17 protein-coding genes are annotated in these 18,077 nt (G+C 70.3%); 9 read left to right on the top strand and 8 right to left on the bottom strand.

The annotated features are described in order from the left end of the window. Positions 1-11: 11 nt before the first annotated feature. On the bottom strand, positions 12-533 hold the full coding sequence (locus tag AC37TH_RS10520; RefSeq protein ID WP_490764302.1) for a metallophosphoesterase family protein: 522 nt from the start codon (positions 531-533) through the stop codon (positions 12-14). A 122-nt stretch (positions 534-655) separates the two neighbouring features. On the opposite strand from AC37TH_RS10520, the gene AC37TH_RS10525 reads away from it, so the two are divergent. After that, the gene (locus AC37TH_RS10525) at positions 656-1,687 is read left to right on the top strand and encodes an aldo/keto reductase (RefSeq protein WP_490764303.1); all 1,032 of its coding nucleotides are present in this window, start codon (positions 656-658) and stop codon (positions 1,685-1,687) included. Next, positions 1,684-3,168 (top strand): MFS transporter, encoded by a 1,485-nt coding sequence (locus AC37TH_RS10530; RefSeq protein WP_490764304.1) that lies wholly within the window; start codon positions 1,684-1,686, stop codon positions 3,166-3,168. The genes AC37TH_RS10525 and AC37TH_RS10530 overlap by 4 nt, the downstream gene beginning before the upstream one ends. On the opposite strand, the gene AC37TH_RS10535 is transcribed toward AC37TH_RS10530, so the two are convergent. Together AC37TH_RS10535 and AC37TH_RS10540 are read right to left on the bottom strand one after the other, a co-directional pair. After that, the gene (locus AC37TH_RS10535) at positions 3,143-3,736 is read right to left on the bottom strand and encodes an NADPH-dependent FMN reductase (RefSeq protein ID WP_490764305.1); all 594 of its coding nucleotides are present in this window, start codon (positions 3,734-3,736) and stop codon (positions 3,143-3,145) included. The genes AC37TH_RS10530 and AC37TH_RS10535 overlap by 26 nt on opposite strands. 108 nt (positions 3,737-3,844) lie before the next feature. Continuing rightward, positions 3,845-4,153 carry a hypothetical protein gene (locus AC37TH_RS10540; protein WP_490764306.1) on the bottom strand — a complete coding sequence of 103 codons (309 nt, stop codon included), beginning with the start codon at positions 4,151-4,153 and terminating at the stop codon, positions 3,845-3,847. A gap of 116 nt (positions 4,154-4,269) precedes the next feature. Here AC37TH_RS10540 and AC37TH_RS10545 point away from each other — a divergent pair, with 116 nt between their 5' ends. Beyond that, positions 4,270-7,164 carry a helix-turn-helix transcriptional regulator gene (locus AC37TH_RS10545; RefSeq protein WP_490764307.1) on the top strand — a complete coding sequence of 965 codons (2,895 nt, stop codon included), beginning with the start codon at positions 4,270-4,272 and terminating at the stop codon, positions 7,162-7,164. Positions 7,165-7,181: 17 nt separating this feature from the next. Here the strand turns inward: AC37TH_RS10545 and AC37TH_RS10550 are convergent, their stop codons facing one another. Further along, positions 7,182-7,667 (bottom strand): TraR/DksA family transcriptional regulator, encoded by a 486-nt coding sequence (locus AC37TH_RS10550; RefSeq protein ID WP_490764308.1) that lies wholly within the window; start codon positions 7,665-7,667, stop codon positions 7,182-7,184. A gap of 97 nt (positions 7,668-7,764) precedes the next feature. On the opposite strand from AC37TH_RS10550, the gene AC37TH_RS10555 reads away from it, so the two are divergent. After that, positions 7,765-8,055 (top strand): hypothetical protein, encoded by a 291-nt coding sequence (locus AC37TH_RS10555; RefSeq protein WP_490764309.1) that lies wholly within the window; start codon positions 7,765-7,767, stop codon positions 8,053-8,055. A 39-nt stretch (positions 8,056-8,094) separates the two neighbouring features. Here AC37TH_RS10555 and AC37TH_RS10560 read toward each other — a convergent pair whose 3' ends face one another. The 3 genes from AC37TH_RS10560 to AC37TH_RS10570 form a co-directional block, all read right to left on the bottom strand. Continuing rightward, positions 8,095-8,583, bottom strand: coding sequence for a glutathione peroxidase (locus tag AC37TH_RS10560; RefSeq protein WP_490764310.1), 489 nt, complete (start codon positions 8,581-8,583; stop codon positions 8,095-8,097). An 86-nt stretch (positions 8,584-8,669) separates the two neighbouring features. Continuing rightward, entirely contained in the window at positions 8,670-9,617 is a 948-nt protein-coding gene (locus AC37TH_RS10565) for a sulfurtransferase (RefSeq protein ID WP_490764311.1), read from the bottom strand. A gap of 88 nt (positions 9,618-9,705) precedes the next feature. Beyond that, positions 9,706-11,091 (bottom strand): L-serine ammonia-lyase, encoded by a 1,386-nt coding sequence (locus AC37TH_RS10570; RefSeq protein WP_490764312.1) that lies wholly within the window; start codon positions 11,089-11,091, stop codon positions 9,706-9,708. A 145-nt stretch (positions 11,092-11,236) separates the two neighbouring features. Between AC37TH_RS10570 and AC37TH_RS10575 the strand changes: the two genes are divergently transcribed. From AC37TH_RS10575 to AC37TH_RS10590, 4 genes are all read left to right on the top strand, one after another. Next, positions 11,237-11,476 carry a helix-turn-helix domain-containing protein gene (locus AC37TH_RS10575; protein ID WP_490764313.1) on the top strand — a complete coding sequence of 80 codons (240 nt, stop codon included), beginning with the start codon at positions 11,237-11,239 and terminating at the stop codon, positions 11,474-11,476. Beyond that, positions 11,469-11,978, top strand: coding sequence for a Clp protease N-terminal domain-containing protein (locus tag AC37TH_RS10580; protein ID WP_490764314.1), 510 nt, complete (start codon positions 11,469-11,471; stop codon positions 11,976-11,978). Before AC37TH_RS10575 ends, AC37TH_RS10580 begins: the two co-directional genes overlap by 8 nt. Positions 11,979-12,125: 147 nt before the next feature. Then, positions 12,126-13,130, top strand: coding sequence for an ATP-binding cassette domain-containing protein (locus AC37TH_RS10585; RefSeq protein ID WP_490764315.1), 1,005 nt, complete (start codon positions 12,126-12,128; stop codon positions 13,128-13,130). After that, on the top strand, positions 13,127-13,945 hold the full coding sequence (locus AC37TH_RS10590; RefSeq protein ID WP_490764316.1) for an ABC transporter permease: 819 nt from the start codon (positions 13,127-13,129) through the stop codon (positions 13,943-13,945). The genes AC37TH_RS10585 and AC37TH_RS10590 overlap by 4 nt, the downstream gene beginning before the upstream one ends. Before the next feature lie 89 nt (positions 13,946-14,034). Here the strand turns inward: AC37TH_RS10590 and AC37TH_RS10595 are convergent, their stop codons facing one another. Then, complete coding sequence (locus AC37TH_RS10595; protein ID WP_490764317.1) at positions 14,035-17,343, bottom strand: AfsR/SARP family transcriptional regulator; 3,309 nt, start codon at positions 17,341-17,343, stop codon at positions 14,035-14,037. An 84-nt stretch (positions 17,344-17,427) separates the two neighbouring features. On the opposite strand from AC37TH_RS10595, the gene AC37TH_RS10600 reads away from it, so the two are divergent. Then, positions 17,428-18,012, top strand: coding sequence for a class I SAM-dependent methyltransferase (locus AC37TH_RS10600; protein ID WP_490764318.1), 585 nt, complete (start codon positions 17,428-17,430; stop codon positions 18,010-18,012). Positions 18,013-18,077: the final 65 nt, after the last annotated feature.

Below are 18,077 nucleotides of genomic sequence, written 5' to 3' on the forward strand. Positions count from 1 at the left end.
GATGACCCGCCTCAGCGCTCGATCGGGACCAGCCGCACGTCTGTGAGTGCACCATCGGCGACGGTCGCCGTCATGAAGGTGCCGTTCGGCTGACGCCGGCGGTCGGTGGGGGAGCCGGGGTTGAGCAGGCGGAGGCCGTTCGGCGCCGTCGTGTCCCACGGGATGTGGCTGTGGCCGAAGACGAGCACGTCCGTGTCCGGGAACGCGGCAGCGCAGCGGAGCTCGCGCCCGGCCGCCCGACCGGTCTCGTGGACCACCGCGAACCGCAGGCCGCCGAGGTCGGCCGTCTGCACCTCGGGGAGACGTTCGCACAGTTCGCCGTGGTCGTTGTTGCCGTATACGGCGATCAGCCGGCGCGAGCGGGCCTCGAAGAGGTCGAGAGTCGGCGCGTCCACCCAGTCGCCGGCATGGATCACCACGTCGGCGGCGTCCATCCCGGCGAGCAGCGCCGCCGGGAGCGTGCGGGCGCGTTTCGGGATGTGGGTGTCCGACACGAGCACGAGGCGCAGTGCGTCGTTCGATGGCTCCGGCATGAGTCCAGCCTGGCACGATCGTGGCCTGGCACGATCCCTCCACAGCCCGGTCTCACCACGAGTTCTCCACCGTTCGACGGCAAACCATTCGCAAACGGGCAGGACAGGATTAGCGTCGAGACATGGAACTTCGCACTCTTGGAAACAGCGGCACCATCGTGTCGGAATACGCGCTCGGAACGATGACCTTCGGCGCGGAGGCCGATGAACAGACCTCGCACGCCATCATCGACACCTATCTGGACGGCGGCGGCACCTTCATCGACACGGCAGACGTCTACAGCGCCGGCACGTCGGAGACCATCATCGGCCGCTGGCTCGCGCAGAACCCCGGCCGCCGCGGCGAGGTCGTCATCGCCACCAAGGGCCGGTTCCCGATGGGCGACGGCCCCAACGACCTCGGCCTGTCCCGCACACACCTGCGCGCCGCCCTCGACGCGTCGCTGTCCCGTCTCGGCGTCGACCACATCGATCTCTACCAGCTGCACGCCTGGGATGCGCTGACCCCGCTCGACGAGACGCTCGGCTTCCTCGACCAGGCTGTCCGCGACGGCAAGATCTCCTATTACGGGTTCTCCAACTACCTCGGCTGGCAGCTCACCAAGGCCGTGCAGCTCGCGCGTGCGAACGGCTGGGCGGTTCCGGTGACCCTGCAGCCGCAATACAACCTGCTCGTGCGCGGCATCGAGCACGAGATCGTCCCGGCAGCACTGGATGCGGGCATCGGCCTGCTGCCCTGGTCCCCGCTCGCGGGCGGCTGGCTCAGCGGCAAGTACACGCGCGATCAGAGCCCGACCGGCGCCACCCGCCTCGGCGAGAACCCGAAGCGCGGCATGGAGGCCTGGGACAAGCGCAACGCCGACGAGCGCACTTGGCAGGTCATCGACGCGGTCGCGGCCATCGCGGAGGAGACAGGGGCGTCGTCCTCGCAGGTGGCGCTGTCCTGGCTCGCCGACCGTCCAGCGGTCACCTCCGTGATCCTCGGCGCACGCACCGTTGAGCAGCTCACCGACAACCTCGCTGCGGCCGACCTCACTCTCACGGAGGAGCAACGCGCCAGGCTCACCGACGCGAGCGCTCCGCGCACCGACGACTACCCATACGGCGCACCCGCCATCGCGCAGCGGCACCGCAAGCACGAGGGCGGTCGGTGACCGCGGGAGACGCCTCAGCGACGCATCTCACCGAGCGCAGGCAGCTGGCGCTGACGCTGCTCGTGGCCGGCACGTTCTTCATGGAGAACCTGGACGGCACGATCCTGGCGACGGCGGCCCCGACCATCGGACGCGCGTACGGCATCGACTCGGCGACGGTCGGCGTGGCGATCACGGCGTACCTCGTGACGCTGGCGGTCCTCATCCCGATCTCCGGCTGGCTCACGCAGCGGCTCGGCGCGCGCGTGGTCTTCACCGGCGCGATCGCGGTGTTCACGGTGGCCTCCGTGCTGTGCGCGCTCAGCACGGACCTCGTGCAGCTCACCGCCATGCGGGTGCTCCAGGGCGCGGGCGGCGCCATGATGGTGCCGGTCGGGCGGCTCGCCGTCCTGCGCGTCACCGAGAAGAAGGATCTGGTGCGGGCCATCGCGTGGCTGACCTGGCCGGCGCTCGCCGCTCCCATCGTCGCGCCGCTCGTCGGCGGCCTGCTGGTCACGTACGCCAGCTGGCACTGGATCTTCCTGCTCAACGTCCCGCTCGGCGCCGTCGCGTTCGTCGCGGCGCTCCGGCTGAGACCGCGCGAGACGGAACGGCACAGGGTGCCGCTCGACTGGCTCGGCTTCGCCCTCACCTTCACCGGTGTCGGCGGCGTCGTCGTGTTCGGAGCGCTGCTCTCCGACCCGACGGCGCCGGCGGGCGCGACCATCGCGGCCGGGGTGGCCGGTGCGCTGCTCACCGGGTGGGCCGTGCTGCACCTGCTGCGGGCCGCGCATCCACTGCTCGACCTGCGGGCGTTCAGGATCGAGACGTTCCGGGTCACCCACGCCGGGGGATCGCTGTTCCGGCTGACCATCTCCGCCGTGCCGTTCCTGCTGCCGCTGTTCTTTCAGGATGCGCTCGGCTGGTCGCCCGTGCAGGCCGGCGCGATCGTGCTCACGCTGTTCGTCGGCAACCTCGTGATCAAGCCGGCGACCTCGCCGCTGCTCGTGCGGTGGGGATTCAGGCGCGTGCTGATCGTGTCGACAGCTGGCGCGGTGCTCAGCATGGTGCTCTCGGCGTTCATCGCGCCGCTGACGCCGATCGCGCTCGTCGTGGTGCTGCTGGTGTTCAGCGGTATGACCAGATCCACCGGCTTCACGGCGTACAACACCATCGCGTTCGCCGACGTGCCCGCCGCGGAGATGACGGCGGCGAACACCCTCGCGTCGACCGTGCAGCAGATCGCGGCCGGACTCGGCGTGGCGGTCGGCGCGGTCGCGCTCCGGTTCGGCGATCCGCTCGCTCAGCTCGTCGGGCTGCACGAGCCGGCAGGGGCGTACCGGGTGGCGTTCGTGCTGATCGCGCTCCTCGCACTCGGCTCCGTGATCGAGGCCGTCCGGCTGTCACCGGAGGCCGGGGACAACATCCGGCCGTCCCGTCGTGCCGGCGGCCGGTTCCGGTCGTCCCGTCGTGCGGTCAGCGCGCCTTCGGCACCACGCTGAGGACGCGTTCGATGAACTCGAAGAACGAATCAAGGTAGCCCTTCAGGAACGCTTCGGTTCCTGGGTCTGTCACGTGGCCGTCCTCGGTGATCAGCCCGGGGCGCAGGGTGATGTACGCCTCCGGGGCATTCATCTGTGGTGCCTGCAGGAAACCGAGAACACTGCGCAACTGCTGCTGCGCCACGGCCGTGCCGATGGCCCCGCTTGAGGCGCCGATCACAGCCGTCGCCTTGCGCGCGATCACGTTCTCGCCGTATGGACGGCTCGCCCAGTCGATCGCGTTCTTCAGCGCGCCGGGGATGGACCTGTTGTACTCGGGGGTGACGAACAGCAGTGCGTCCTGCTCGGCGATGAGCGCCTTGTAATCGATCGCCACCTGGGGAAAGTCGCCGTCCAGATCCCGGTTGTACAGCGGGAGCTCCCCGATCGGGATCTCCGTGAATACCAGGTCTTTCGGAGCGAGCGCGAGCAGCGCGTTCGCGAGCATCCTGTTGATCGAATGCGACGAGAGACTGCCGACGAAATAGCCCACCCGATAGGGCGGCGTGAGCTCGTTGATGGTTGCCATGACCCCAGCTTCCACCCGGGTTCCTGTTGTGTCGAGGACCATCCGGAAACCGAAATAGGGCATCTGCCCGATGTCCCGACCCTGCCTTAGAGACGAGAGTCGAACCACTCAAAGAACGTAGGACAGCAGATAGGGGAGAAGACGATGCTGCTCGAAGAATTCGTGACAGAACGGGTGCGGACGCAGGAGCGGGCCGCGCACACCAGAGAGCTCGAACAGCTGCGCATCATCCAGGAGGACGACGGCGGACGACGCGAGACCGGGTGGCTTGCCCGGCGCCGTGCGGCGCGGGCGGACGCCCGTGCGCACGTCGGCGCTCAGGAGCCTGTGGGCGAGCGGACGCCGGTGGAAGAACCGGCACACGTGGACGTGCAGCCACACCAGGAAGAGCCTGCTCGGGAGCGCGAGCTCCAGCACGCCGGACGGTGAGTCAGAAGCCGACGCGCACCATCGATCCCGCACCGGACTCCGCCCGTCGCGAACGCCTGCCGCCCACCCCGCCGAATGTCGGTGGTGGGTGGCAGGATCGACTCATGCGATCACCGGCGTCGAGCGCTTCGTTGATCGGGCGCGAGTCCGATCTCGTCGCGTTGCGCGACGAACTGGCAGCGGTCTCCGATGGGCAGCCGCGAGCGATCGTCATCGGGGGCGAAGCCGGCATCGGCAAGTCGCGCCTGATCTCCGAATTCCTCGCAGAAGCGGCGTCGACGGCCACCGTCCTCACCGGTCGGTGCGTCGACCTTGGCAGCGACGGCGCTCCATACGCTCCGTTCACCGCGATCCTCCGCCAGCTGGTCGATGCCATCGGACTGGAGGCTGTCCTCGCAGCCGCAGGGCAGGGCGCCGGAGTGCTCTCCGTCCTCCTTCCCGAGCTGACCTCGGTGGACGCTGTCGCGGCGCGCACCGGCGCCGACCGTCTCTACGAACTCGTCACTGTGTTGTTCGAGAACGTGTCGGAGACGCATCCACTGGTCGTCACGATCGAAGACATCCACTGGGCAGACACCGCAACGCTCGAACTCGTGCGGTTCGTCATCCGCATGATGGAGCGCGGGCGGTTCCTCCTGCTGCTGACCTATCGGAGCGACGAGGTGCTGCGCGGCCATCCGCTGCGGTCATACCTGCCAGAGCTCGACCGCACCCGGCGTGCCACGCGCTGGGAGCTGGGGCGGCTGAGCCGTGCCCAGGTCGCGACGCAGTCCGAGCAGATCCTCGGCTGCCCGCCGGACAGCGCGACGGTCGACAAGGTCTACCAGCTCAGCGAGGGCGTGCCGTTCTTCGTCGAAGAGCTCATCGGCATCGAGCACCTGGGCACGGGGGAAGACCTGCCCGAGACGCTGCGCGAGCTGCTGCTCGCGCGCTACGAACGACTCACCGAGGCAGCGCAGCGGCTGCTGCGGCTGCTCTCCGCCGGTGGCGTCTGCATCGAGCACGACCTCCTCGCCGCGGTGTTCGACGGCACAGCCGACGAGTTGGATGCGGCGGCGCGGGAGGCCGTCGTCGCCCACGTCCTCGCCGCGGACACCACGGAGTACACCTTCCGGCAGGCGCTCGTCCGGGAGGCGATCCACGCCGACCTGCTGCCGGGGGAACGCACCAGGTTCCACACCCGCTACGCGCTGGCGATCGAGGAGGCGGGCGGCTCCGCGAGCCAGATCTCGTCGCACTGGATGGCGGCGCACGACCTGCGACGGGCGTTCATCGCGTCCCTCGAGGCCATGGAGGAGTCGCGGCTCTCCTACGCGTTCCGGGCGGCGGCCGCGATGGGCGACCGGGCACTCGAACTGTGGGATCGCGTCGACGACGCCGAGGCGCTCGCCGGTCGCAGCCGCACCGAACTGCTGTCCCGCACGGCGTCGGCGTTGCGCAACGCCGGCGACAGTGAGCGTGCCCTCGCCCTGGTCAACGTCGCGCTCGCCGACACCACCGGCCTCAGCGCCGACAGGCACGCGCGGCTGCTGCGCGACAAGGCGCAATATCTGGCCAACCTCAGCAGGCCGGGGTCGGTCGAGCTGCTGCAGGAGGCGCTCGACGTCGCGCCGCACGAACCGGGCGACGGTCTGCGCGCGCAGCTCCTCGCCGAGGTGGCGGGCAGGCTCATGCTCGAAGCCCGCTACGACGAGGCGATCCGCACGTCCACGCTGTCCATCGCCGAGGCCGCAGACGAGGCGAGCGCCCGACGCTCGGTCGCGCACACCATCCGCGGAACCGTCCTCGTGAACGACGGCGCCATCGACGAGGGGCTGGCCGACCTCGAAACGGCCCGCGTCCTCGCCGGAGCCGACAGCGGGCCGCTGCTGCGGAACGCCGTCAACGCGTCCGACGTGATGAACCTCCTGGGACGCTTCGACGACGCCGTGCGCATCGCCCAGGCCGGTGTCGAGCAGGCCAGAATGCGCGGCGTCGAGCGGACGTCCGGCGTCATGCTCGCCTCTAACACGGTCGAGCCGCTGCTCGCGCTCGGCCGGCTCGACCTCGCAGAGAACATGCTCGACCCCGCCCTCGAACTCGACCCGCCACCTGGGTTCCGGGTGCACCTGCAGCGCATGAAGCTCTGGCTCACGCTCTGGCGCGGCGACCCGCTGCGCGCGGAGGAACTTCTGCGGCGCTGGCGCAAGGGGATGCTCGTGCAGGCGGAGCTGGAGATGCAGTCCCGCCTCGGCTTCGCCCGCGTCGCCGCGGAGATCGCCATCGCGCGCGGAGACGCGACGACCGCCTGGCGAGACGCGAGCGTCGTGATCTCCGACGCCCGCCGGTCCATCCCCGCGTACGACCTGCCACTCCTCGCCGTCGCCGCGCGCGCCCTCGCGGAGCTGGGCGACGACGCGGCCGATGAGTTAGGCGTCCCCGTCGATACCGCCGCCGCCGCGCACGCGCTGCTCGGCGTCCTGTCCGAACTCGTGAACTGGCCGACCCACCCGGTCTGGGCGCCGATCGTCGAGGCGGAACTCACGGGCCTCCGTGGCGCCTCCCCGGCGCAGGTCGTCGCAGCGTGGGAGCTCGCCGCGCTCGCCGCCCAGGGCACAGGGGCTCCGGCACACCTGCACCCGTACGCACTGCTCCGACAGGCGCAGGCGAGCGCGATCGCGGGCGATCGGGTCGCGGCGGAGCACGCGGCCGCCGAGGCGCGTTGTCTCGCCGACAACCTCGGCTTCGGCCTGCTGGTCGCTTCTGCCGACGAGCTCATCGCGTCCGCCGTGCCAGCCAGGCATGTCACGGCGCGTGGAGCCGAGCCGGTGCTGACCGACCGGGAGGTGCAAGTGCTCGCCCTCATCGAGCAGGGTCTCAGCAACAAGCAGATCGGCGAACGCCTCTACATCAGCGCCAAGACGGCGAGCGTGCACGTGTCGAGCATCCTGAGAAAGGTGGGCGCGTCATCCCGCACGGAGGCCGTCTACCGCGCCGCCCGCGTGGCCGCGCCGCAATAGCGCGCAACAGCGCCGCCTCAGCTGTCGACGACGAGGGCGCAGCCGATGCACAGCTCGGCCGTCGGCCTCGCGCGCAGTCTGTCCACACCGATCGGCGAGCCGCAGCGGGTGCACGCGCCGTACGTCCCCTGCCGGATGCGGTCCAGCGCCGCATCCACGGCCCGGATGTCGTCGCTGGTCTCGCTGCGGAGGGCCTGGATCCTGCTCCACTCGGACGAGAGGGTCGGACCCTCCGGATCGTGCTCGTCGTCGGCGGTGGCGTCCGAGCGGGCGGACAGGACGATGCCGAGCGATTCGGCGAGGTGCTCCGCCTCCGCCTGGTCGCCCCTCCGACGTTCGCGGAGCACGTCCACGAGCTCGTCGAGCTGCTCGCGCGTGAGGTCGCCGCCGAGCTCGCCCGAGAGCGGGCGCACCGCGCCATGCTCCGGTGCGCCGTGATCGGGCGCATCCAGGTCCTGTCCTCGAAGTCGTTGCTCGTGCACGTTCGTCGTCGTTCCATCCATTCGCATCATTGCGCCCCCGTCACGCGTGGTTCGATCGAGGACAGGGTACGCCTCGGTCGCGGAAATGCCAGCTTTGGCGCTCGCGTAGTCTCGAATAGTGCCATCGTTCCGTGTCATCGTCGCTGTCGGTCTCCTCCGCCCTGGCGTTCGCCCGGACGCTGTCGTTCCTGCTGCTGCCGCCGCTGTCGCCGAGCGCGCTGTCGTCGAAGCCTCGAGTCTGGATGTGGTCGCGGGCGAGGCCAGGGTCACCGTGCGCTTCACCGCGGACGGGGTCGACGACGCGCTCCCGACCGCCGAGCACGCCGTCGAACGCCTCCAGACGATGGCGCGGACAGGCGCGTGGCGGCTCACCGAGCGCGTCGGCGGCCGCTGGTTCCGGCGCGCCTGAACCCTCGCCGAACCGCTCGTCAGGCGCCCGTTTCGGGCGTCAGGCCGCTTCGGCCAGGGCGCCCTCGATCACGGCGATGATCGCCGGGTCGTCGGGTTCCACTGTCGGGCGGAAGCGGTGCACGTCGCCGTTCGGGAGGACGACGAACTTCTCGAAGTTCCACTTGATCTTGCCCGCCTTGCCCTGCGCATCCTGGGCCTTGGTCAGTTCGGCGTACAGCGGGTGCTGCGACTTTCCGTTGACCTTGATCTTCTCCATCATCGGGAAGGTGACGCCCCAAGTGGTCGAGCAGTACTCCTTGATGGCGTCCGTCGTCGACAGTTCCTGCAGGAACTGGTTGCTCGGGAAGCCGATGACCGTGAAGCCGCGGTCGCCGTAGGTCTTCTGCAGCGCTTCGAGCTTCTCGTACTGGGGTGCGAGGCCGCACCGGGAGGCGACGTTCACGATGAGGATGACCTGGCCGTCGTAGTCGGCGAGGGAGGTCGATCCGCCGTCGATGGTGGTGAGGGGGATGTCCGTGAGACTCATGATGCGAGCTTAGGCACACAGATCCGTCGCACGATCCGGGTTCGGCGAATCCCCAGTGTGGATTCAGGGTTGCATCGAACCGCGGTCTACGCCGCCTGCGCGTCGCGTTCGAGCGGGGTCTCCGGATCGGCGGTCCACTCGTTCAGGGAACCGTCGTAGATCGCCACGTCGTCCCGTCCGAGCAGCGCGAGGGCGAGCGCGTCGGAGGCCGCCGCGATCCCCGCTGCGCAGTACGTGACGATGCGCGCGTCGGAGGCGAGCACGTCGGCGAACGTCTCTCGGAGCGCAGCCACGGGCAGGAACGCGTTGGTGTCGCGGGAGACGAGCCGGCCGGCCGGTGCGCTGACGCTGCGGGGGATGTGGCCGAGGCGGTCGCGGGTGCCGGCTTCGCCCGAGAATTCTTTGGGCGGGAGGCCGCAGACGAGCGTCGCCTCCGCCGTCCCGTCGAGTACGGCAGCGACATCGTCCTTCGACGCCCAGGATTCCGGGCGTTCCTCCGCCAGGAATCCAGTGGTGGCACGCGGCTCGACGTGCCCGGCCTCGACCGGCCGGTCTTCCGCCTTCCACTTCACGATGCCACCGTCCAGCACCGCCACGCTGGGGTGCCCGAAGGAGCGGAACAGCCACCACAGGCGCGACGCCCATTGGCCGGCCGCCGAGTCGTAGACGACGACCGTCGTGTCCGCGTCGACGCCGACCGACTCGGCCGCCGCCTCGAACGCCTCGGCGCTCGGCCGGGTGAACGGATACGGCGCAGCCGGGTCGCTGAACACGTCGAGCAGGTCGGCGAAGATCGCGCCGGGGAGGTGACCGCCGACCAGATACTCGTCGAGTCCGCTGATGGATGCGGGGGAGCCGTCCGGCCGGGTGGAGGAGACGACGGTCGCATCCAGGATCACCAGGTTGTCGGAGCCGAGGTGGTCGGCGAGCCACTGCGTCGAGACGAGCGGCCCGGCGAGGGCGGCGCCGATGGCGGAACCGGCGGCCGTTGCGTCGGTTCCGGCGCGGTCAGAGGTTTCGGGTGCGCGAGTCACGGCACAACGCTAACCAGCGAGCGGGGATCGGCCCACCTTCTCCGCAACGCGGCGTAACGCGCATCCCTCGGCGGACGGACCGGCAGCGTCAGCACTCGATGACGTTGACCGCCAGGCCGCCTTCGCTCGTCTCCTTGTACTTCGTGGACATGTCGAGGCCGGTCTGGCGCATCGTCTCGATGACCGTGTCGAGCGAGACCAAGTGGGAGCCGTCGCCGTGCAGCGCGAGGCGCGCGGCGGACACGGCCGTGGACGACGCGATGGCGTTGCGCTCGATGCACGGGATCTGCACCAGTCCGCCGACGGGGTCGCAGGTGAGGCCGAGGTGGTGCTCCATCGCGATCTCCGCCGCGTTCTCCACCTGGCGCGGCGTTCCGCCGAGCACGGCGCAGAGCGCGCCAGCCGCCATCGCGCAGGCCGAGCCGACCTCCGCCTGGCAGCCGCCCTCCGCACCGGAGATGGAGGCGTTCGCTTTGAACAGGGAGCCGATCGCCGTGGCCGTCAGCAGGTATTTCCTGATGCCCTCGATGGAGGCGCCAGGCACGAACCGCAGGTAGTAGTGCGCGACGGCGGGCACGATCCCCGCCGCGCCGTTGGTCGGCGCGGTGACGACCCTGCCGCCGGAGGCGTTCTCCTCGTTAACCGCGAGCGCGAACGCGTGCAGCCACTCGACGGACGTGTCGCGCCCAGGCTCGTCTCCGACGCACTCGAGGTGCTCGCGCATCGCCGCCGCGCGGCGCTTCACGCCGAGGCCGCCCGGCAGGGTGCCGTCGCCGGCGAGGCCGTTGGCCACGCACTCCGCCATCGCCGACCAGATCAGGTCGAGGCGTTCGCGGGTCGCATCCTCGCCGTGGATGGCGGCCTCGTTGCGCCGCGCCACCTCGCAGATCGGGATGTCGAGGGCCTGGCAGAGCGCCAGCAGCTCTTCCGCGGTGTCGTACGGCAGGGGGTGCGCGGCCCGTGCCGAGAGCTCGGCCTCCTCGCCGTCGCGCCGGATGAACCCGCCGCCGATGGAGTAGTAGGTCTCTTCGAGCAGCGGGAGCGCATCCACGGTGCCGTCGTCGTTGCTGCCCCACGCCGTGATGGTGAGCGCGTTGGGGTGGCCGGGCAGGCGGGTGCGCGGCTCGAAGGCGATGTCGTCGCGGGCGATCGGGATGGTGCGCCGTCCGGCGAGTAGAAGGGTCGAGCCGTCGCCGAGGCCGGACCAGGCGCCGTGGACGTCCTCCGGGGTGCAGGTCTCTGGTTCGAGTCCTGCGAGGCCTGCGATCACCGCATCCGGGGTGCCGTGGCCGATGCCGGTGGAGCCGAGCGAGCCGTACAGGGTGCAGGTCACCTGGCTGACGCGGTCGAGGAGGTCGTCGGCGATGAGGCGTTCGGAGAACGCCCGCGCCGCGCGGAGGGGGCCGACGGTGTGCGAACTCGATGGGCCGATACCGATCGAGAAAAGGTCGAAGGCCGAGACGTACGCTGTCACTTCACCAGTCTACGTCGCGCGTGATGCACGTTTGCTGCGTCTCGGCGCTCGTTCGCGCACGGAAACGGCGCGCGTCTCCGACGCCTGGAAGCCCGATTTAGCAACTTAAGTTGACAAGCATGGTTTAGCAACCTAAGTTGCTTCCATGGGACCTACACCGACACCAGCACCCATCGGAGGATCAGCCGACGGACTCGCCTCCGTCGTCGCCCTCCGCGAACTCGCCGACCGGCTCGAAGACGCCGAAGTGGAACGCGCCCTGCGCGACGGCTGGACCTGGACCCAGATCGCCGACGCTCTCGGCGTCACCAGGCAGGCCGTCCACAAGAAGCACCTGCGACGCGTCGCGGCCGCCGGCATCGAACTGAGGAGGCGCAATGCCTGACAACACCACCCAGGACACCGGCGAGAACGACCGCCGCCTGTCCCGCGCCCTGCGCGACACCGTCACGAGGGCCGTCGACGAGGCCCGCCTCCGCGGCGCATCCCTCGTCGAGGCCGAGCACCTGCTGCTCGCGCTGTCCACCACCGCGGACTCGACGGCTCAGAGCGCCCTCGCGTCCTCCGGACTCGACCACGCGGGCATCGAGGCCGCCCTCCGCGCTGAACGCGACGCCAGTCTGCGTGCAGCGGGCGTCGAGCCCGTCCCGGAAGAGCGCCTGACCGCGACGCCCAGCACCGCCCGGCCCCGCTGGGGCGCGTCAGCACGGGATGCGCTGGTCAGGGCGCACAAGCTCGCCGGCCGGGGACGCGACAGGCGGACCGCGGAATCCGACCTGCTCGCAGGCATCCTGAGTATCGAACTCGGTACTGTCCCGCGCGCCATCGCGATCGCGGGCATCGACAGGACGGCGCTGCTGGCGACCGTGCTGCGCACAGCGGCCTGAGCGAGCCGCAGCGCCCCTCGTAGCCCGGCCACCGAGCCGCTTACAGCGCCAGGATGCGCGTGTAAGCGCCACGTAAGCGCTGTGTAAGCGCGCCCGGCGAGCATCGACACCATCAACTCGAATCCCATCCCACCAGGAAGGATCACCATGACCAACAGCTCAGACTGGGCGGTCGAAGCCCACGGGCTCGTCAAGGTCTTCGGCGACAACCGCGCGGTCGACGGCGTCGACCTCAGCGTCCGCGCCGGAACCGTCTACGGTGTGCTCGGCCCCAACGGGGCAGGCAAGACCACCACCATCTCCATGCTCGCCACGCTGCTCAAGCCGGACGCCGGCGAGGCGACGATCTTCGGTCACGACATCCGCAAGGAGCAGCAGGTCGTCCGCCAGCTCATCGGCGTCACGGCCCAGTTCGCCTCTGTCGACGAGACGCTCTCCGCCACGGAGAACCTCATCATCTTCTCCCGGCTTCTCGGCCTCAGCCGGTCGCAGGCGAAGGCCAAGGCCGAAGCCCTGCTTGAAGAGTTCGGGCTCACCGAGGCCGCCAAGCGTCCGCTCAAAAAGTTCTCCGGCGGGATGCGCCGCAGGCTCGACCTCGCGGCCAGCCTGATCTCGCAGCCGCCGCTGCTGTTCCTCGATGAGCCGACCACGGGGCTCGACCCGCGCACGCGTGCCCAGATGTGGGACACCATCCGACGCCTGGTCTCGACCGGTTCGACTGTGCTCCTCACCACGCAGTATCTGGACGAAGCCGACCAGCTGGCCGACCGCATCGCCGTGATCGACACGGGGCGCGTGGTCGCCGAGGGCACCGCCGACGAGCTCAAGGCCTCCGTCGGCGAGTCGTCGCTCCAACTGCGCCTGGCCGACGCCGCCGACATGGAGGACGCGCGTCGTGCCATCGCCGCCGTGCTCGGCGTCGATGCGGTCATCTCGCCGGAAGGCTCGCGGATCACGGCACCCATGCGCAACCCGGACGCCGTCACCGACCTGTTCATCACGTTCCGCGAAGCGGGCATCCACCTCACCGAGATGTCGGTCCAGAAGCCGACCCTCGACGAGGTCTTCCTCACCCTCACCGGCCACGGCGTCGATGAGGACGAATCCGGCACCGGCCCGGTCGCCGCAGCACCAGAAAGGGTCGACGCATGAGCGCCATCACCGTCATCACCCCGCCCTCCGAGCGGAAACTGAAGAACCACGTCAGTGTCACCCAGACGATCGCCAACTCGTTCACGATGGCGTACCGCGGCCTGCTGAAGATCAAGCGCACGCCCGAGCAGCTGATGGATGTGACGCTCCAGCCGATCATCTTCACGCTGATGTTCACGTACATCTTCGGTGGCGCCATCGCCGGGGACATCGTCAGCTACCTGCCGATCATCATCCCCGGCATCCTCGTGCAGACCGTGCTCACCACCTCTGTCGTGACGGGCGTGCAGCTGCGGGAGGACATGGACAAGGGTGTGTTCGACCGGTTCAAGTCGCTGCCGATCGCCCGCATCGCCCCGCTCGCCGGCGCTCTCCTGGCGGACACCGTCCGGTACACCATCGCCACCACGCTCACCTTCGTGATGGGGTACATCATGGGCTACCGGCCCGGCGGCGGGATCGGTTTCGTCGTGCTCGCCGGTCTGCTCGTGATCGCCTGCTCCTGGGCCATCAGCTGGATCTTCGCGTTCTTCGGCGTGATCGCCCGCACGGCGAGCTCCGTGCAAGGCATCTCGTTCCTCGTGCTGTTTCCGCTGACGTTCCTCTCGAACGCCTTCGTGAACACCAGCACGATGCCGGCGCCGCTGGAGTGGTTCGCGAACGTCAACCCGGTCTCCCACCTCGTTACCGCGGTGCGCGACCTGGCGAATACCGGATCCTTCGGCGCCGACGGCTGGCTCGCCCTCCTCGGCGCGGCGATCATCGTGGCGGTCTTCGCCCCGCTCACCGTTCGCGCGTACATGCGCAAGGCGTAACGCAGCCCCGCACCCCGCTGACGCGCCGCTCGCGTCTCCGCCATCGCGGAGGCCCGGGCGGCGCTTCGTGTTCCCGCGCGGCGATCAGCTCAATACCGCAGTGACCGCAGAAGCTCGTAGCCGTCCTCCGCCGCCTCGTCCCTCGGCAGCTCCGCCACCGCAGCGACCGCGGCCTCCACCCGCTCAGCGCCGTGCGTCGCCGCGAGTTCCGCCCCGAGCACCGTGTGGTCGAGGCTCGGCAGGTCCTGCCTGGCGCTCATCCGGATGGCGAGCCCGTAGAGGCGGAAGCCCGCATCCGCCCAGGCGTCGTCGTCGGCGTGCGCGTTCTCCGGTGCAAGCATCCATCCGGCCAGGGCGATCAGGCCGCTGCCGACAACAGGCCTGTCCACGTATGTCGATTGGAAGCGACGGCTGACCAGCATCCTGGTGCGCAGTTCGCGTGCCAGGGCGGCCACCCGCTCCTGGCCGAGCACCGCTGGCGAGCGGCGGCTGACCCGCTGCAACGCGAGCAGAGCCGATCCGGCGAGGATGACCAGCCACGGGTTCGTCAGCGAGTCCACGCGCCCGAACACGCCGACCGACTCCTGGAAGAGCCGAACAGCCTCGGCGTCGTCCCCCTCGATGAACGCGATCTCGGCGAGGCCGGCGTAGGCGACGCCGAGGTAGTCGACGTAGTCGAAGCCGGTGTCGTCCTGGTCGCGCAGATAGCGTTCGAGCAGGTCGCGGCCGCGGTCGAGCTCGCCGAGCGTCACCGAGTTGATCGCGACGATCCAGTCGATCTGGCGCATGTCGCCCACCGCCTGCAACTCGCCGAAACCGGACTGGGCACGGTCGGCCCACAGGATGGCCTCTGCCGGATTCGCGAGTTCGCTGTGCACCTGCGCCAGCGACTGGGCGGCGGAGGCGGTGGTCCAGGTGTCCTCGGCGGCGAGCGCCTTCTCCCACGCTCGCTGCGCACTCTCCCTGGCGCCGGCGAGGTCGCCGGTGTTCTCGGCGAACTGCGCCAGCAGCAGGTTGCCCATCGCCGCGAGACCGGGGTCGGCCGTGTCGCGCAGCCGCTCGAGCAGCGCCATGGTCGGCGCGATCCTGCCGCCCAACGTCACAAGGCCGGCGAGGGTGTTGAGGCGTTCGTCGAGCAGCACCGTGTCGCCGCGCGCCTTCTTCAACCGTGTGATGACGCGCAGTGAGGTGCGCCGGTCGGTGAACAGGAACGTCCCGGCGAGAATCGTGTACGCCGCGACGGTGTCCCTTCGCTGCTCATCCGTCTCCGGCTCCCAGCCAGTGAGCGCCTCGATGACGGCGGGGGCGAAACCGATCACTTCGGTGTGCGCGCTGCGCAGGGACCAGTAGTACGCAAGCGTCGCGAACACGGCGACGATCGTCTGGCCGTCCCGCTCGTCGAGGGAGAGACGCAGGATCGCGACGAGGTTGTCCTGCTCGACCGTCACCCGGCGGAACGCAGGCACCTGATCGCGCCCGCTCATCGTCCCGAGCGCATCCCTCGCGAACGCTCGCGCCCACGCGGCCATCCGTCGCTGCACCAGCTCCGTCTCACTGGCCTCGGTCAGCGCGAGGTCGCCGAACTCGCGCACCGTCTCCAGCTGGTGATAGCGCACGGTGCCCGTTGTGTCGTCTTCGGTGACCGTCACGAGCGACTGGGTCACCAGAGCGTCGAGGTCGTCCAGCACGGAGGAGGAGTCGTCACCGGAGACGACCTCCGCCGCGGCCGAGCTGAACCCGTCCGGGAAGCGCGACAGCCGCCGCAGCAGTGCGCGCTCGGATGCGCCGAGCAGGTTCCAGCTCCAGTCGATCACGGCGAGCAGCGTGCGGTGACGCTCCGGTGCCGTCCGCTCGCCCCCGGTGAGCAGTGCGAAACGATTGCCGAGACGGCGCGCGATCTCCTCGACCGACATCGACCGGGTGCGGGCGGCTGCGAGTTCGATCGCGAGCGGCAGGCCGTCGAGGCGCACGCAGAGTTCCGCGACGGTGCCGAGCGGCAGCACGACGCCGGGTCGCGCCGCCCGCGCCCGCTCCACGAAGAGGTCGACGGCGGGGCCGCGGAGCGCGTCGCCGGACGGAGCGTCGCCCGCGCCGGAGCCTGCCCCCGCATCCGGGGTCGTGCTGGACAGCGAGTCGAGCGGGTACACATGCTCGGCGCCGATCGCCAGCGGCGCCCTGCTCGTGGCGAGCACCCGCACCGTCGCCACCGATTCCAGGATGTCGGCGATCCACCCGGCCGCCGCATCCACGATGTGCTCGCAGTTGTCGACGATCAGCAGCGTCTCGCGCTCGCTCAGCACACCCAGGATGCGCGAGCGCAGGTCGACCCGCGCGCCGGGGTCGGTCGCCCTGGTCGCGCTGGCCTCCCGGATGCCGAGGGTCGACGCGATGGCGAGGGTCACGTCGTCGCCGGTGCGCACGCTGGCGAGCTCCACGAACACCACCGCCGGGAAGCGCACGGCGCGGTGGCCGATCTCCTGCGCCAACCGCGTCTTGCCGAGCCCGCCCGCGCCGAGGATCGTGGTGAGGCGGGAGGACGCGATCAGGTCTTCGAGCGCATCCAGGTCGTATTCGCGGCCGATCAGCGCGTTCGGGGCCGCGCGCAGTCCGATGCGGACGCGGGACGGCGCGACGGGCGGGGGAGGCGCGTCGTGCTCGACCAGGAGCGCCGCGTTGTATGCGACCAGCTCAGGGCCCGGCCTCGTACCGAGCCGGTCGAGCAGCGACTCCTTCACGTCGGCGAAGACGCGGAGGGCGTCGGAGCGCCGACCGGCGGCGTCCAGGGCGCGCATCCGCTCCAGGTGGATGTGCTCGTCGAGCGGTGCGGCGTCGGCCAGGCGCTGCAGGTCGTCGATGGCGGCCTCAGGGTCGCCGAGCAGCCGGGAGGCACGAGCGCGGAGCAGCAGCAGTTCGTCGTGAATCGCGGCGGCAGTCCGGCCGAGCTCGTCGGCGAGCGGGGTGCCGCCGAGTTCGACACCGGGCTCTCCGCGCCAGAGTGCGAGGGCCGCCGCCGTCTCCGCTGCAGCGGTCGCCGCATCCTGTGCCCGGTCGGCCGCGCGTGCCCGCTCGAGGTGCCGACGGGCGAGGCCGAGGTCGGTGGCGGCGTCGTCGATACCGAGGGCGTACCCGCTCGGCGTGGACTCCAGCAGCCCGTCCGCCGTGACGGTGCGTACGCGCGACACGAGCGTCTGGAGGGCCGCCCGCTCCTGCCGCGGAGGTGTGTCGTCCCACAGGTCCGAGACCAGGGACGGCACGGACAGCGAACCGCGCGCAAGGACGAGGGCGACGATCAGGCTCTTGCCGAGGACGCCAGCAGGTTCGGCGAGTGCGCCGGACCGGTCCTCGACCAGCACGGGGCCGAGAATCGCGATCCGGGGGGACGACGGCCGAGACTCCACCTGCCGATCGTAGCGACAGTGGGCGACGTCCTCGCCCACGCGCGCGTAGGCTCAGGGCGAACATCCGTCTCGACGAGGAGGATCATGGCGTTCGACTGGTCAGAGTTCTACACCGAGCAGGGCGGTCGTGGCGTGCGCGGCACCTTCCTCAGCGGCCTCGAGGCGTGGCAGGGGGATGCGCCGGGGGACGCGATCGACCTCGGCTGCGGCGACGGCGTGGAGACCCGCTACCTCGCAGAGCGCGGCTGGAACGTCCTGGCTGTGGACGCGGATCCCGGCGTCGAGGAACGGGTCGCCGGCGCGGTCGGTCCGGAGCTCGCCGGCCTCGTCGACGTGCGTCGCGCCGGCTTCGAGACGGTCGGCGCCCTTCCGGCCAGCGACTTCGTCTACGCCGGGTTCGCGCTGCCGTTCTGCGAGGCGGCGCACTTCCCGTACCTCTGGGCCGACATCCGGGATGCGCTGCGGCCCGGGGCGATCTTCGCCGGCGAGTTCTTCGGCCCGCACGACGAGTGGTATGGCCGGCCGCGCATGAACTTCCACGACCGCGCCGGCGTCGAGGGCATGCTCACCGGCCTCGACGTCCTGCACCTCACCGAGGACGACCGCCGGGGCATGTCCTTCGAGGGTCCCAAGCACTGGCACGTCTTCCACGTCGTCGCCCGAGCCTGACCCCGCGCCCCCAAGCAATCGAGTCGGGACTTATGCACGCGACACGCCGGGGTGTCGCGTGCATA

The organism is Leifsonia sp. McL0627 (assembly GCF_058244615.1).

Coding starts and splice junctions, on each gene's coding strand:
- AC37TH_RS10520 (WP_490764302.1), bottom strand. CDS start 533: ATGCCGGAGCCATCGAACGACGCACTGCGCCTCGTGCTCGTGTCGGAC.
- AC37TH_RS10525 (WP_490764303.1), top strand. CDS start 656: ATGGAACTTCGCACTCTTGGAAACAGCGGCACCATCGTGTCGGAATAC.
- AC37TH_RS10535 (WP_490764305.1), bottom strand. CDS start 3,736: ATGGCAACCATCAACGAGCTCACGCCGCCCTATCGGGTGGGCTATTTC.
- AC37TH_RS10545 (WP_490764307.1), top strand. CDS start 4,270: ATGCGATCACCGGCGTCGAGCGCTTCGTTGATCGGGCGCGAGTCCGAT.
- AC37TH_RS10550 (WP_490764308.1), bottom strand. CDS start 7,667: ATGGATGGAACGACGACGAACGTGCACGAGCAACGACTTCGAGGACAG.
- AC37TH_RS10560 (WP_490764310.1), bottom strand. CDS start 8,583: ATGAGTCTCACGGACATCCCCCTCACCACCATCGACGGCGGATCGACC.
- AC37TH_RS10575 (WP_490764313.1), top strand. CDS start 11,237: ATGGGACCTACACCGACACCAGCACCCATCGGAGGATCAGCCGACGGA.
- AC37TH_RS10580 (WP_490764314.1), top strand. CDS start 11,469: ATGCCTGACAACACCACCCAGGACACCGGCGAGAACGACCGCCGCCTG.
- AC37TH_RS10585 (WP_490764315.1), top strand. CDS start 12,126: ATGACCAACAGCTCAGACTGGGCGGTCGAAGCCCACGGGCTCGTCAAG.
- AC37TH_RS10590 (WP_490764316.1), top strand. CDS start 13,127: ATGAGCGCCATCACCGTCATCACCCCGCCCTCCGAGCGGAAACTGAAG.
- AC37TH_RS10600 (WP_490764318.1), top strand. CDS start 17,428: ATGGCGTTCGACTGGTCAGAGTTCTACACCGAGCAGGGCGGTCGTGGC.